Here is a 14270-nt window from a genome sequence, read left to right on the forward strand (position 1 = left end):
TGAAGCCTCACACAACGTTTGGCTCCTATGCTCCAACGCCTGTTTACACAGTTCGCCGTAAGCGTATTGGTGATCCTGTAGATGGGGGTGAGCGGGAGGATTTCAACACCCCGGGTCGAAAATATTTACTCTTCGCGACGATATTCGCCATCGATCACGTTACCGCGGGCATCAGTCGGGCGATCTGGACCGAAACGATCGGCGTGACCCCGTGGCTGTCCTCCCAGTTGCGCGCCGACAAACAGGCTTCCGGAACCGATAAGCCGAGCCACCAGCAAGCGCCGCAACGGGGCTATCAAAAGGGTAAAACCGATGGCGTCGGTTACAAAGCCGGGGGTGAGCAATAGCGCACCACCCACCGCCAGCAGGAAGCCTTCCAGTATCTCCTGGGCGGGCATCTCACCACTGTTCATGCGCTGATTGGCCCGCATCAATGTGCTCAGCCCCTGCTGGCGTAGCAGATTAATGCCGATTATCGCGGTGAGCAGCACCAGACCAACGGTATACCAGGCTCCGATAACCTCGCCCACCTTGATCAAGACCACCATCTCCACAATCGGGATGATGATGAACAACAAAAACAGAATTCGCATAGTCGATTCCCGGAATCAGTGTGCTCTATAGATGGAGGCGATTGCATGAAATTCAACCCCGCCACCATCCCTGCGGATGAATATCCTGCTTTGGTATGAATTCAGGGGGATCTGCTTCGGGTATTATGTCCCCCAGATCTTCAATTCACCCTACCGAGGAGTATCCCATGGAATTAAAGGACAAGGTCATCATCATTACCGGCGCAGGTCAGGGCCTGGGACGCACCATGGCGGTGGAGCTGGCGGGCAAAGGGGCGCGCATCGCACTGGTTGATCTCAACGAAGAGAAACTGGCCGAAAGCCAGCAAGCCTGCGAAACAGCGGGTAGCGAAGCACGTTTCTACCTGGCCAACGTCGCCGACGAAGCCGCCGTTGAGACCATGGTAAAAGAGGTCGCCCGCGATTTTGGTCGCATCGATGGCCTGATCAACAACGCGGGCATCCTCAGGGATGGTTTGCTGGTCAAGGCTCGAGACGGCGAGATCACCAAGATGAGCCTGAGCCAGTGGCAATCGGTCATCGACGTTAACCTCACCGGCGTTTTTCTCTGCACTCGAGAGGTTACCGCGCAGATGGTGGAACAACAAAGTGGCGGAGTCATCATCAATATTTCCAGTATTGCCAGGGCGGGTAATATGGGACAAACCAACTACTCTGCGGCCAAGGCCGGGGTGGCTGCGATGACAGTAACCTGGGCCAAGGAGCTGGCGCGTTTCGGAATTCGCTGCGCCGCTATCGCCCCCGGCTTTATCGCCACCGATATGACCGCAGGAATGAAACCCGAGGCGCTGGAGCGCATGACCGCCGTCATCCCACTCAAGCGCATGGGAACCTGCGAAGAGATCGCTCATTCGGCGGTGTATATCTTCGAGAACGACTACTACAGCGGGCGCATCATCGAGATGGACGGTGGCCTGCGCCTGTAACAGGCCGCCGCTTCGCCTAGAATAGCTGGGAAACCAGGCGGAGACATGAGAAGAGTCAAGCCAGAATGCTGTATTACCGCTGCGGACAAAATAAAGGCGCTGCATCGCTACAGCGCCTTTCATGCACAAAGCAAAAGGTTTAATGCGTTGGCGTCAGCGCTTATCCCAGGGCACAAATAGCCGACCCACGGTCTCGGCATAATGATCAGGAAGGACCAGGTGGCGACGGCCATCCTGCCATTGGATCACGTACATGGCCTTACCGGTTTGCTTGCCACTTTCCGCTACCTTATATCGTCCCATGATGGAAATAAAGCTCATGGTCTTCAGCTGCTCGCGAACCTTGTCCTTGTCCAGGGAGTTGGCCAGCCGCACCGCAGCTTCCAACACCTCACCCGCTGCGTAGCCGCCCGCGGCATTGCTATCCGCCCGCCGTTCGTACAAGCGGCGGTAACGGAAGTCGAAATCGAAGGCCATGGGTTTACGCGCACCACTGATCCAGGGCGTGAAACCCAGTATATTGTTTGCATCCGCGCCCAGCGTGTCACCAAAAGCCGCCAGCGAGGGGCCCGAGGTGAAACCAAAATTTCTGGGGCTATAGTTCTGCCGCTTGGCCTCTTTGACAATGGCTACGGAGTCGTCAAAGTAGGTGGCACCTAATACCAGCTCGGCCCCCACTTCGGCAAGATCTGCCACTATTGTCGAAAAATTCTTGGTATTGGCAGAGTAGCCACTGTAGACCAGAACCTCCATACCCAGCTCTTCGGCTTTGGCCTTCGCCCCCATGGCAACCGCGCGGGTGAACAGGTTATCCTGGTAAACGATGCCGACGTTATTTACACCGTGAGACTTGGCGATACGTAAACCATCCACCATGTATTCGCCGGCAGGTAGGTCGACCTGAAAAATATTTTTATAACCTCTGTTCCAGATCGCTTCCGCAGCAGCAGTGCCCGACACCATTGGGAACTGATACTTCTCCGCCACGTCACTGGCGTTCATTGTGAGGTTAGAGGCGTAGGGTCCGACCAGCAGATCCACCTTGTCACGAGTAATCAGGCGCTCATACAGCTGCGCACTCTTGGCAGGATTCGATTCATCATCGTACTTCACAATCTCGACGTTTTGACCGAGCAATGCTCCCCGTGAGTTAACGTCATCGGCCCACATCTGTAAGCCCTGAAGCAAGCTTTCACCCTGCTCCTGATAAACTCCGGACAGCGACGCAGTAACACCGACCTTGATAACTCCATCGTTCGTTGCGGCAACAGAGCCGGTCGCAACGGCCATTAATAGCAGCGCGGCGCAGGCCCACAACGTCTGCTGTATTTTAAAAATAAGTCTCATGGCGCTCATCCCTTATTTCTCAATATCTAGCTTACGTTTAGCCAACCAGAGTTTACGTACCAACTCATACTCAAACGGTGCGCCGGTTTCATAGTAACGGAACGACGTATTCGCGCGAGTGTCGATGCCGTTGAGTAGCATCAAGGCCAACTCCTCCTCAGACTTCATATTCAACTCATCATACAAAGCTGACATCACTACCATATCTACGCCAGTACCCACACCATCCCGTGCCGACGAAGGCCCCAGCACAGGCAGTACAAGGTAGGGTCCAGCGCCGACCCCCCAATACCCCAGAGTTTGCCCAAAATCTTCCTTATGCCTGGGTATACCGAAATAGGTTGCCGCGTCGATAAACCCTAGCAGACCCACGGTCGTATTGGTGACGAAGCGGCCCGCAGACTGGTAACTCTTGGTAAACTCCAGTTGCAGCACACTATTGATAAAGGTCCTGATGTCGCCGATATTGTTAAAGAAGTTATGGATACCGTCCTGCATGATATCGGGCGTAATATACTGGTAGCCATCAACGACCGGAAGGAACACATAACGATCGAAACGGTAGTTGAAACGGTACATGCTGCGGTTAAACCCTTCCCACGGGTCATAGACCTGCTCGGTCTCAAACTTCTCCTGGTCGACTAAATTCGCCGACTCAAAGTAAGCCGTGTCCGCAACATCACCCTCTATTTTTGGTGTGGTACTGCAGGCGGTGACTGAAAACATCACCAACAGGGTCACTATCAAGCGAGTGAGTGCGCTATTCATGTAAGTCATTATTCTGCTCATGGTTCCCATTCCTCACTGCTTAAAGACGTTGATCATATGCGCCACATTATCTTTGTGGGACATGTTGCCGCAGTGGCCACCCTTGGGATAGATTTTGGCTCGATCGCCAAAAACGCGAGGAAAGAAATCGATCTCTCCCGGCGCCAGAATGATGTCATCCTGATTATGCATAACCTCAATTTTATCGGAGGTTTTAAGATAGGATTCCAGCGCTTCCAGGTTCATTGTGCTGGCAAACCCCTCGCGATCCAACTCGGGATTCTGTGCCTTGTAGTAGGGATAGAAAAAACCATGAAAATAATCGGTAAAACCGAGCTGGAATGTGGCGTCCATATATTTTCCAGGACTCGAACTACTGCCCATGGTGACGTTCTTCGGCACCACAAAACCCTGCTTGGTAATAACATCAGAGGTGTAGATCAGACTGGCTGAAGAGATGCGGAATGACACCCCGATTAGCGCAGCCAACTCTTCGTTATTCGGATCAACTGCATCGTACGCCTGGTACAGAAACTCACCGTCCATCTCCACACCATCGGATTCTTTGTACGCGTTACCGACCTCTTCCACCAGGGCGTTAAAAAACTGCTCGAAGTTATCCACGCCGCCCGGGATATTTTGGCTCATGCGATCCAGCAAGGAGATGGAGTTGTATAAAGAAACCGGGGGGTTGATCAGCAGCGCCTTGCGGAAGTTAAAGGTTTTTCGTTCTTCATCCAGCTTGGTGACGAAGGCGGCATTGAATCCTCCCAGGCTGTATCCGGCCACGTAGAAATCCGACACTTCGATATCGCCCTGATATCTCCCCCAGAGTTTCTCCATCACCCGGTAGATATCCTTCGCATCCTCGTAGGCGTGCCCGGGAACGCTGGTTTTTGAGGCGGATACGATAAAGTTCATAAAGGTCGGCGAGGAGATAGATACCACATGAAAACCGGCATTGTGATAAGCGCGCGCCATTTCGGTATTCTTGGCCCCGTTGTGGGAGGCCCCGGTACCCGCGATCAGGAACACCAGCGGAGACTTCTCTTTCTGCCAGGCGTAGGAGTATCGGAGCTCTTCATCGAAGAAAAAAGGCTCTGGCACTTCGCGATCTTCAAAGATTCGAATGCGCCCCATCTTGAGCGGATTACCCTCAGGGAGCTCAGCCTTGACCTCAGGCAGGGTGCCAATCACCGTCGCTTCATAAGGGCTGTACTCAGGACTTAAGGTGGGAAAATCGTAGGGTTTCTGACTGGCGGCCCAACCGACTGTCGAAAACAGCCCGGCCGCAAGTACGACAAGTGCCTTCTTCATACCTAGTCTCCTTGGTTCCATCTTTTATTATGTAAAAACGAACAGAGGCGTTGTCCTAACCCCTCACTGCCGTAAAATCGCATGCTTTACAGGCTGTCGAATCCTTCCTCCGAGGATACTTGAAATTCCTGTCCTCTGTATAGTCTTTGACCTGTAACACGGTCGATACCGGGCAAGGCGGTCCCGGCCCGATAGTTTCGTCCATGGAGATGGGCTACCATAGGCCTGTGTACGCCACCGCAGAGAACGCCCCCCGACAATGGATTACAGCTCCCCCAAGGTTCGAATCTGGCAGGTTGTTAGCCTGGTTCCAGCCGGTAGCGTCGTGACCTACGGGCAGATTGCCCACATGGCGGGATTACCCCACCATGCACGCATGGTGGGCAGTGTGCTGAAGCAACTTCCGCCGGATTCCAGTATCCCCTGGCATCGGGTCATTAACTGTCAGGGCCGCATCTCCTTTCCACAGGGCTCCCCACAATACCTGCGCCAGCAGGAGCGACTACTCGCAGAGGGTATTGAATTTATGGCCGAGCGCATCTCCCTGCAGCAGTTCCAGTGGCAGGGGGGCTTCGAATCCTGATCGCGTGTGGTGACTCTTAACCGAGGTATCTGGCGCTTGGGGATCGAGTCAATCCCTGACGCCGGGCTGAGGCGAGCCCTTCGACAACCTCCCTTGCCGCAGCAACAGCCACAACGCCAAAGCAACGGCGGGCAGCCCCAGCAGCGCAGCATAGATAAAGAAATCGAAATAGCCGCTACTATCGACGATCACCCCCGAAAAACCACTGACAAACTTGCCCGGCAGTGTCATTAACGAGCTGAACAGGGCGTATTGGGTCGCCGTATAGGCTCGGTTGGTCAAACTGGAAAGGTAGGCGATAAACGCCGTACTCGAGAGCCCACCACTGAAGTTATCGGCACTGATCACCAGTGCTAACCACGCTTTATCGGGGCCGACCTGCGCCAACTGGGCGAACAGAAGATTGGTCAGCGCCACCAGCACCGCCCCGAGCAACAAGGGCTTATACACCCCGAACCGCACCACGAACAGGCCACCCACCATCGCGCCAACGATGGTCATCACAAACCCGTAAACCTTGCCGATCGCCGCGATATCGGTCTTGCTGAACCCCAGATCGAGGTAAAACGGATTCGCCATGATCCCCATGGTGATATCGCTGAGCCGGTAAAGGCTGATAAACAGTAGCAACCAGAGCGCAATGACGCCGTTACGGCGAAAAAACTCAACAAAGGGTGCAACCACTGCCCCCAGCAGCCAGGCTTCCAGCCGCTGCCAACGGCTACTATCGGGGTCGAGATGCACCCGGTCCATCAACTGCTGCTCGGTGGTCCGCGCTACCGTATCGCGCTGGGCATCCGGTTCGCGGGTTAGCAGTACCGTCGCGATGCCAACCCCCATTAACGCGGCCATCGACAGGTAAGCCACCGGCCAGTTGATACTATCGGCGATATACAGTGCGCCGGCACCGGCCACCAATAACGCCACCCGATACCCAAAAATATAGGCGGCGGACATCGCCCCCTGATACTCCACTATCGCCGCTTCAATCCGATAAGCATCGATCGCTACATCCTGAGTAGAGGAGGAAAATGCGACCAGCAACCCCAGCAAGGCGATCGAGGTCAGCTGCTGCTGTGGGTCCGAAAGCGCCATCCCTACCAGTCCCAGGGTAATTCCTAACTGCCCCAGCAGAATCCAGCTGCGGCGCTGCCCCAGACGATACAGCAACGGTAAGCGCAGTCGGTCCACCACCGGAGCCCAGAGCACTTTGATCGAATAGGTGATGCCGATCCAGGCAAAAAAGCCGATCGCACTGCGGCTGACATCATAATCGCGCAGCCAGGCACTCAGCGTCGAAAACACCAGCAGAAAGGGTAATCCGGCGGCAAATCCGAGAAACCAGAGGGTGATCACCTGCGGCCGGGTATAGACCAGCAGCGCATCGCGCCACGAAAAACGCGACTCGTTCAAAGGGCGACTCGAACCGCGCAGGAGTGGGGATTAATCACGGAAATTATCAAACTGCAGCGGCATATCCAGCTCGGCTTCGCGAAGCAACGCCATGCACTGCTGTAGGTCATCGCGTTTTTTTCCCGTTACTCGCACCTTCTCACCCTGAATAGCGGCCTGCACCTTGATTTTGGAATCTTTGATCTGCTTCACGATTTTCTTGGTCAGCTCTTTGTCCAGCCCTTCTCGCACGGTCACTTCCTGCTTTACCAGCTTGCCTGAGGCATAATGCTCCGCTATATCGAGGCATTTGACGTCAATACTGCGTTTGATCAGCTTCGCCTTGAGGATCTCCAGCAGTTGCTGCAGCTGGAAGTCGGCACTGGCAATCATGGTTATCCGATTTTCGGTACGCTCAAACGAGGCTTCAACCCCGCGAAAATCGAATCGGGTTTCCAGCTCACGGTTGGCTTGGTTGACCGCATTGGTCAGTTCCTGCATATCGATTTCAGATACAGCGTCAAATGAAGGCATAGTGGCTCCTTGATCCAGAATAGGCCCCTTAAGGGGAAAAATTGGCCAGTCGTCAGGATAGGGCGACGGGGCACCAAATCGGGTATTATAACGTAACTTAGTGTTGGCTTGTGAGTCACCATCTACTTTGGCCACAGCGAAAGGAAAGCGATGATCGACCCTAATTGCTCCATCATGGTTGTTGACGATGCGCGCTTTAGCAGCGCAATGATTGGCCGCACCCTTGAGCGCACCGGCTTCAAGAACATCCGTTACGCAACCAGCGCTTTGCAGGCCCTCGATGAGCTGGAGCGGAAGCCCGCCAGCGTGCTGATCGCAGATTGGCTGATGCCCGAAATGGACGGGCTCGAACTGACCAGCCGGGTTCGGCAGCTCGATGAGGCCAGCAATCACTTCACCTACGTACTGCTTCTCACCGCGAAAGAGGGCGCGGACGCTTTGGAAGAGGCATTCGACCGTCAGGTAGACGACTTTATCCATAAGTCCGCCATGAACGAGCAGCTACCGCCTCGTATTTTTGCGGCTCAGCGTATGTCCTCGATCCAGAACAAGCTGCTGCGACAAAACCAGCTACTACTGGAGAACAATCAGCAGTTGCGTAGCCGCAACCTGGTTGATGCCCTCACCGGACTCGGCAATGGTCGCTACATACTAAAAAAACTCAAAGAAAGCCTGCAAATAGTGCACGAGCGGGATCAGGCCGTCTGCGTTCTGATGGTAGACATCAAGCAAGCCGACCGTATTCAAACCAAATACAGCAAGGCGATGCTGGATGAAGTCACCCGTGGCGTCGGCCGCCGGCTCGCACAACTGGTGAGGCCACTGGATATCGTTGGTCGATTGCAATCAACCCAGTTCGCGGTGATCACCACCGTTCCAAACCTGCACCAATGCAGTGGCGGCAGCTTTAAACGCATCCATGAGGGGATCAACCTCAAGGCATTCAAGACCTCTACCGGCTTTATTTCGGTACAAGCCAGTACGTTGTTGTGCGGCGTAGATGCCCGCAAGGGAAACATTGACGCAAAGACGATGTTGCTGTGGCTGCAGGAGCAGTCCGGTTGCCTGATCGACAGCAATCGTATTATGGAGTGTGACTACCTGCCAATCCAAAAGAGTTGAGCAACGCCATGGCGAGTTCAATGAGGGTTACAGGTGCAGGCCATGGGCCCCCACCGGAGTGGATTATTCTCGGCGCCGGTGCCATGGGCTCGCTGTGGGCAACGCGCCTTTACCAACAGGGTGTAGATGTCCGCTTGCTGGCACGCAAAGTTGCCACAGGGCCGCTACAACTGCGCGAGACGCCGGACACAGCTCCACTGAGCTGCGAGATCCCCCGCCTTACCCTTACCGACCTGCGCGACCCCGTTCACCAGCTATTGGTTTGCTGCAAGGCGACCGATGCGCTGTCGGCCATCGAGCAGATTCAGGGCTACCTTGCCCCCTCTGCGCGGGTAGTTCTGTGTCAAAATGGGCTGGGTAGCCAGCAGCAGGTTATCGCGAACTTTCCTCAATTTGATATCTACTGTCTCAGCACGACGGAGGGTGCTTATCTGGCTTCAAGCAACGAGGTCGTCCACGCGGGCCGTGGGGAAAGCTGGCTGGGAAAGCTCCACCCCCACCCTGACGACCTCGGCCCCGAGCTTGCACACTCATTAGCGCGCAGCAAGCTACCGGTACACCACGACGGAAATATCAGTGCACGACTGTGGCTGAAACTGGCCATCAATGCCAGCATCAACGGCCTAACCGCGCTCTACGGGTGCCGCAATGGTGAGCTGCTGTACCCGCCTCGACTTGAGCGAATGGATGCCCTGAGTCTGGAAACACAAACCCTTTACCAACGATTGGAAATCCCACTCACCCACGACCTTCAGCAACAGGTTCGCCTGATCGCACAGAGTACCGCCGAAAACTTTTCCTCCACCTGCCAGGATGCCCGGCGGGGTCGTCCTACCGAACTCGCGTTTATTAATGGTTTTATTCTTGCCCAAGCCGCCGCTGTCGATTTGCCCATGCCAGAACACCAGCGCCTGCTGGATGAGCTCAACGCAAAGGGCATCAAGTAGCGATTTAGCCACACTTTGTTATGCTCAGGGAACGCGTATTTCGAGACCTTGCCGTGAACCCGTTAAGCGCATTACGACAATACATTGCCAACCTGCCATTGGGGCGCAAGCTGCTGGTAATCCAGATCTCGGTGGTGGTCGCGATCTGTGCTTTTTCGATCGTGGTGCTAACGCTCACCGCCTATTACATATCGAGCCAGTACCTGCTTCCTTCTGCCCTGCATCGCATCCAGCATGTGGTGCAAACCGAAGCCGGACATGAATCGCTCTCCCGGTCGGCCCAGCGCACCCAAAACCTGTTGCAGTCGTTACTGGAGCCCGAAGATGAGATCGAGCAGGTTGCCCTCTATCAGGCCGATGGGCGACTGATTGCCCAGGCAAACCAAGGTGCCGGGCGCGAGCCACTCACCTTGATGCTGCCACCCCCCGAGCAAAACCCTGAACTGCACCGCATGACCATCACTCACCCGCAGGAGGGTACGCTCACGATTACCGCCAAAGCCCGCTCACGATTACCGCAACATTTCGTGCTCGGTATTACCATCGCAGCACCGATCATGGTGCTGGTGATATCGGTAGTACTATTTATTCTTAACAAAGTGGTCCAACGCCTGATTACGACCCCGATCCTTCACCTTATTACCATCGCCAATACAGTGTCCCTGGGTGAGGATTATCAGGTACGTGCACAGAAAAAGTACGACGATGAAACCGGCGTGCTCGCCTCTGCATTCAATACGATGCTTAGCCGTATCGAGGCACGGGACCAGATGCTAACCGACGAGCGTGATCGTGCAGAGCGTGCTGGCCAGCAAGCGCAGGCACTGGCCCATGAAACCCGCCGCGCTAACAAAACCCTGGAGCATGAGGTTCAGGTACGCACCCGCGTAGAACACAAACTGACGGGGCTACAAAATTTCCTCTCCAGCATTATCGACTCCATGCCATCAGTACTCATCGCAGTTGACGAGCAGCTACTCATCCAGCAGTGGAACAACGAGGCAGAGAAACTATTCGACGTAAAACGAGTCGCTGCACTCAACCAACAGGTGAATACAATTGTTCCTCTATTAGCCCCTCACCTGCCAAGCATTCGGCGCAGTATCAGCCAAAACAGCACCCAGTCCGTTGGTCGACTCCCCCACTTTATTGAGGGGACGGAAAAAATCCTCGAAATCATTATCTACCCGCTGCAAGGGGGGCGTCATTCCGGTGCGGTAATCCGCATCGATGATATTAGCGAACGCCTGCAAATGGAGGAGGTAGTGGTTCAGTCCGAAAAGATGATATCGGTGGGGCAGTTGGCGGCGGGCATGGCTCATGAAATCAACAACCCCCTGGGTGCCATTATTCAAAGTGCACAGAATATTCGGCGGCGGGTGTCGCCGACACTGGCCAAAAATAGCGAAGTCGCCAGCCAGTTGAATATCGACCTGTATCTTCTGAACCGGTATCTGGAAGAACGTGAAGTGATGCGTTTTTTAAGCAGCATTCAGGACGCTGGTGCCCGCGCCTCATCCATTGTCAACAACGTACTACAGTTCAGCCGGCGCAGTAATCGCACACTGGTTCCTACCCACCTCAGCGACTTGATCCGGCGTACACTGGAGATTGCCTACAGCGATCTGGACATCAAGCACCGCATAGACCGTCACGAAATTGAAGTGATTAGCGACCTGGACGAGTCGCTGGAGGCTGTACCCTGCATTCCAAATGAGTTGGAGCAGGTGCTGTTAAACCTGATCAAAAATGCGGCGCAGGCAATCTACTGCCGTCAGGATACGAACCTCCGTGGAAAAATACAGATCCGCACTCGGCGCGATGGCAAATGGGCCCTTATTAGCATCGAGGATAACGGTATTGGCATGGACAACGCGACTCGCAAACGGATATTCGAACCTTTTTTTACCACCAAAGAGGTTGGGGAGGGGACAGGTCTCGGCCTGTCCGTCTCCTTCTTTATCATTAGCAACAATCATAAGGGTGTGTTGTCGGTGCAATCGACCCCGGGTACCGGCACCGAGTTTAGTATTCGCCTTAGACTGTAAAGGTGGCCACCCGCGCCTTCAGCTCGTTGGCCAGATTCGACATCTCTCGACAGGCCCGATCTGTTTCACTGGACGTTTCGGCGCTCTGCTCTGCCATCGTATTGATGATTACCAGGTTCTGGTCGATTTCACTGGCTACCGAAGTTTGCTCCTCTGCCGCTTGGGCAATCTGGTGGTTTTCACTCACAATATAGTCAACCGCTGTTACTATCTCCTGCAGAGAACTGCCCATTTGCTCAGCCTGATTTACCGTCTCGTTGGCCTGTTGGTGACTTGCCTCCATGGCCGATACGGAGAGGGTCACCCCTTGCAGCAACTGCGCGATGATCGCTTCTATCTCCTCGGTAGACTGGTGGGTTCTCTGGGCCAGGGTCCGCACCTCATCGGCAACCACCGCAAACCCACGCCCCTGTTCACCCGCACGAGCCGCCTCAATGGCTGCATTTAACGCCAGCAAATTCGTCTGCCCGGCGATACTCTTGATCGCATCCAGCATTTGGCTGATGTTTTTGCTATCGTCTGCCAAACGGTTAATGGTGCTGGTCGCGCCATTTACGTCTTCGGCCAACGATCGGATACCGGTACAGGTTTTCTCTACCAATGCCTGCCCTTCGACGGTACGACTGTTGGCCCGGTTGGCCGAATCTGCACTGTTGACGCAGTTACTCGCCACCTCCTGTACGGTCGCTGTCATCTCATTCATCGCCGCGGCAACCTGCTCGACCTGATTGCGCTGTTCACTGATTAACTGGTGGTTGCGTTCGGCACTTTCACTCACCATTTGTGCCTGACCCTGAACCTGACTCACTGTCAGGTCTACCGATGCAAGTAACTCCTGTATCTGGCGTACCATCACATTAAACTCGATGCCCAGCGCTCCCAACTCATCCTTGCTGCTGATTGATACCTCTGTGGTCATATCGCCGCTCGCGACCCTGTGCACTGCACCAGTAAACTTTCGCATGCCTTCACGCATCGACAAGAAAAAACCGGCATAGAGATAAACAATCACCAGCAACACTACCGCCAAAACCCCGACCAAAGCGAACAGTGTCTGGCGCTCATGGGCCAGACGCTCCTTCAGTTGCTCATCCACCGTGTGGAGTAGCGTTCCCATAACAGCGTATACCTCGTTGAGCTGGGCACCGCTCTGTTCAAAGAACGCTGCACTATCGAACGCATAGCTATCGGCTAACAAAATTCCGTTTTCAAGCTGATCACTCAGTGCCCTCACCACCGCTACCAGTGCCTGCGCTCCCTCTTCAACCTCCGGGGCCTGAAGGTTCGCCAGAGATTCCCTGGACGACTCAGCAAGCCGCACCGCTCTTTGGTTCAGACTCTCAACTTGATCGTAAAGCCTGTTGCTAAAAAATTCACTGAGGTAACGCTGCTCGAGGGAGTAGCTACCCACCGCACGGGAGCGACCCAACAGTTCGAGTACGGGCCTTAATTGCTCGTTGGAAAACTTGAGTAGCTGGCGGACCCTGCGACTTCCATCTTGCGATAGCCCGCTGCCATCCTCGATCGAGTCCAACAGTTTTAAAGTGCCAACCCGTAGTTGCATGGCCGCACTCAAACGATCCCCCCCCGTAGCGCCTTGCAACGCATTCAGGCTTTGTTTCAGGATCTCGAAATCTGTTGGGAAAGGCCCCATTGCGATAGATATCGCATCGCTTGATAGCTGCGTATCCAGGTCATTGGCCTGTTTCTCCATGCGAGATTTCCAGGGAGTGTCTTCATTCGTCTTGCCGACGATATTAACCACTTCGGTGAGCTGCAACTGCTCGTCTGCGGCCAGATGTAAATCCAGGCCCAAGGCTAGCGCCATGACCCCCTCTCGCTCCTTCTCGGTATTGGCGATTAACTGAAGTGAGTTATCGACTACCCTATAGCTGGCGACAAGCAAGGGTATAAGAAACAGCAGGCTGATCAGGCTAAACTTGAGCGCAAAAGAAAGACGCCCCATCAGTTTCATCGCGGGGATAAATACCCATGACATACAAACTATCTCCCAAATGGTTGTCTACAAGTAATTTTTGAAGCACGACTCGCTGCGGGTTTGCCGTGGCGGAAGGCACCAGAAAGCGTGTCGACCAGCGGCGGAAAAACTTTATAACCCAGGTTGCGGCGTTTAGAGCTGATCCAGTAATTCATAAAAATGGGTCCACTGAAAAGCGGGCCCCGGGTCCGTTTTTCGACCTGGGGCGATGTCACTATGACCACAGATACGATCCCGGCTTAACTGGGGGTAGCGATCCAATAGTGAATGAGTGATGGAACCCAACGCTTGGTATTGCTCTTCACTATAGGCCACATCATCACTACCTTCGAGTTCAATCCCGATGGAGAAATCGTTGCAGTTATCACAACCGTCAAAACATGACTGCCCCGCATGCCAAGCCCGCATATGCAGGGGTACAAATTGAGTAATATCACCGTTTCTATCGATCACAAGATGGGCGGACACCCGCAGATCGGCAATGGTTTCAAAATAGGGATGACGACTACTGTCGAGCCGATTGAGAAATAGATCCTCTATATCCCCTGTGCCAAATTGCCCCGGGGGTAAGCTGATATTATGGATAACCAGAAGTGAAATTTGCGCGCCGACAGGGCGCTCTTCGCAGTTTGGCGAAGGCAGGAAACGAATCCCTTCAATCAATCCCTGATCTGTAAGCCGGAACATAGACAGC

13 protein-coding genes are annotated in these 14270 nt (G+C 54.3%); 5 read left to right on the forward strand and 8 right to left on the reverse strand.

Going from position 1 to position 14270, the window contains the following annotated elements; genetic code table 11:
• Positions 1–125: 125 nt before the first annotated feature.
• The gene (locus ACP3PW_RS00960; RefSeq protein ID WP_426414778.1) at positions 126–593 is read right to left on the reverse strand and encodes an FxsA family protein; all 468 of its coding nucleotides are present in this window, start codon (positions 591–593) and stop codon (positions 126–128) included.
• Positions 594–760: 167 nt separating this feature from the next.
• Here ACP3PW_RS00960 and ACP3PW_RS00965 point away from each other — a divergent pair, with 167 nt between their 5' ends.
• The gene (locus tag ACP3PW_RS00965; RefSeq protein ID WP_426414779.1) at positions 761–1519 is read left to right on the forward strand and encodes an SDR family oxidoreductase; all 759 of its coding nucleotides are present in this window, start codon (positions 761–763) and stop codon (positions 1517–1519) included.
• Positions 1520–1672: 153 nt separating this feature from the next.
• On the opposite strand, the gene ACP3PW_RS00970 is transcribed toward ACP3PW_RS00965, so the two are convergent.
• Genes ACP3PW_RS00970 through ACP3PW_RS00980 form a run of 3 tightly spaced genes read right to left on the reverse strand, consistent with a single transcriptional unit; the run spans position 1673 to position 4951 of the window.
• The gene (locus ACP3PW_RS00970) at positions 1673–2866 is read right to left on the reverse strand and encodes an amino acid ABC transporter substrate-binding protein (protein ID WP_426414780.1); all 1194 of its coding nucleotides are present in this window, start codon (positions 2864–2866) and stop codon (positions 1673–1675) included.
• Positions 2867–2878: 12 nt separating this feature from the next.
• On the reverse strand, positions 2879–3655 hold the full coding sequence (locus ACP3PW_RS00975; RefSeq protein WP_426414781.1) for an MlaA family lipoprotein: 777 nt from the start codon (positions 3653–3655) through the stop codon (positions 2879–2881).
• A gap of 12 nt (positions 3656–3667) precedes the next feature.
• Positions 3668–4951, reverse strand: a complete 1284-nt coding sequence (locus ACP3PW_RS00980; RefSeq protein ID WP_426414782.1) for an alpha/beta hydrolase — start codon at positions 4949–4951, stop codon at positions 3668–3670.
• A gap of 259 nt (positions 4952–5210) precedes the next feature.
• On the opposite strand from ACP3PW_RS00980, the gene ACP3PW_RS00985 reads away from it, so the two are divergent.
• Positions 5211–5534 (forward strand): MGMT family protein, encoded by a 324-nt coding sequence (locus ACP3PW_RS00985; RefSeq protein ID WP_426414783.1) that lies wholly within the window; start codon positions 5211–5213, stop codon positions 5532–5534.
• A gap of 48 nt (positions 5535–5582) precedes the next feature.
• On the opposite strand, the gene ACP3PW_RS00990 is transcribed toward ACP3PW_RS00985, so the two are convergent.
• Both ACP3PW_RS00990 and ACP3PW_RS00995 read right to left on the reverse strand, forming a co-directional pair.
• Positions 5583–6947 (reverse strand): AmpG family muropeptide MFS transporter, encoded by a 1365-nt coding sequence (locus ACP3PW_RS00990; RefSeq protein WP_426414784.1) that lies wholly within the window; start codon positions 6945–6947, stop codon positions 5583–5585.
• Between the two features lie 30 nt (positions 6948–6977).
• Positions 6978–7460: a YajQ family cyclic di-GMP-binding protein gene (locus tag ACP3PW_RS00995; RefSeq protein WP_426414785.1), complete on the reverse strand. Its 483-nt coding sequence runs from the start codon at positions 7458–7460 to the stop codon at positions 6978–6980.
• Positions 7461–7610: 150 nt separating this feature from the next.
• Here ACP3PW_RS00995 and ACP3PW_RS01000 point away from each other — a divergent pair, with 150 nt between their 5' ends.
• From ACP3PW_RS01000 to ACP3PW_RS01010, 3 genes are read left to right on the forward strand one after another with little or no spacing between them, the layout of a single operon-like run.
• Positions 7611–8582 carry a response regulator gene (locus ACP3PW_RS01000; RefSeq protein ID WP_426414786.1) on the forward strand — a complete coding sequence of 324 codons (972 nt, stop codon included), beginning with the start codon at positions 7611–7613 and terminating at the stop codon, positions 8580–8582.
• Positions 8583–8602: 20 nt separating this feature from the next.
• Positions 8603–9529 carry a ketopantoate reductase family protein gene (locus ACP3PW_RS01005; protein WP_426414787.1) on the forward strand — a complete coding sequence of 309 codons (927 nt, stop codon included), beginning with the start codon at positions 8603–8605 and terminating at the stop codon, positions 9527–9529.
• A 53-nt stretch (positions 9530–9582) separates the two neighbouring features.
• Complete coding sequence (locus ACP3PW_RS01010; RefSeq protein ID WP_426414788.1) at positions 9583–11577, forward strand: ATP-binding protein; 1995 nt, start codon at positions 9583–9585, stop codon at positions 11575–11577.
• On the opposite strand, the gene ACP3PW_RS01015 is transcribed toward ACP3PW_RS01010, so the two are convergent.
• Entirely contained in the window at positions 11567–13576 is a 2010-nt protein-coding gene (locus ACP3PW_RS01015) for a methyl-accepting chemotaxis protein (RefSeq protein ID WP_426414789.1), read from the reverse strand. The two genes, ACP3PW_RS01010 and ACP3PW_RS01015, sit on opposite strands and share 11 nt — an antisense overlap.
• 132 nt (positions 13577–13708) lie before the next feature.
• The gene (ampD, locus tag ACP3PW_RS01020) at positions 13709–14263 is read right to left on the reverse strand and encodes a 1,6-anhydro-N-acetylmuramyl-L-alanine amidase AmpD (RefSeq protein ID WP_426414790.1); all 555 of its coding nucleotides are present in this window, start codon (positions 14261–14263) and stop codon (positions 13709–13711) included.
• Between the last annotated feature and the right edge of the window lie 7 nt (positions 14264–14270).

Source organism: Aestuariirhabdus sp. LZHN29, assembly GCF_049985285.1.
Taxonomy (GTDB): domain Bacteria; phylum Pseudomonadota; class Gammaproteobacteria; order Pseudomonadales; family Aestuariirhabdaceae; genus Aestuariirhabdus.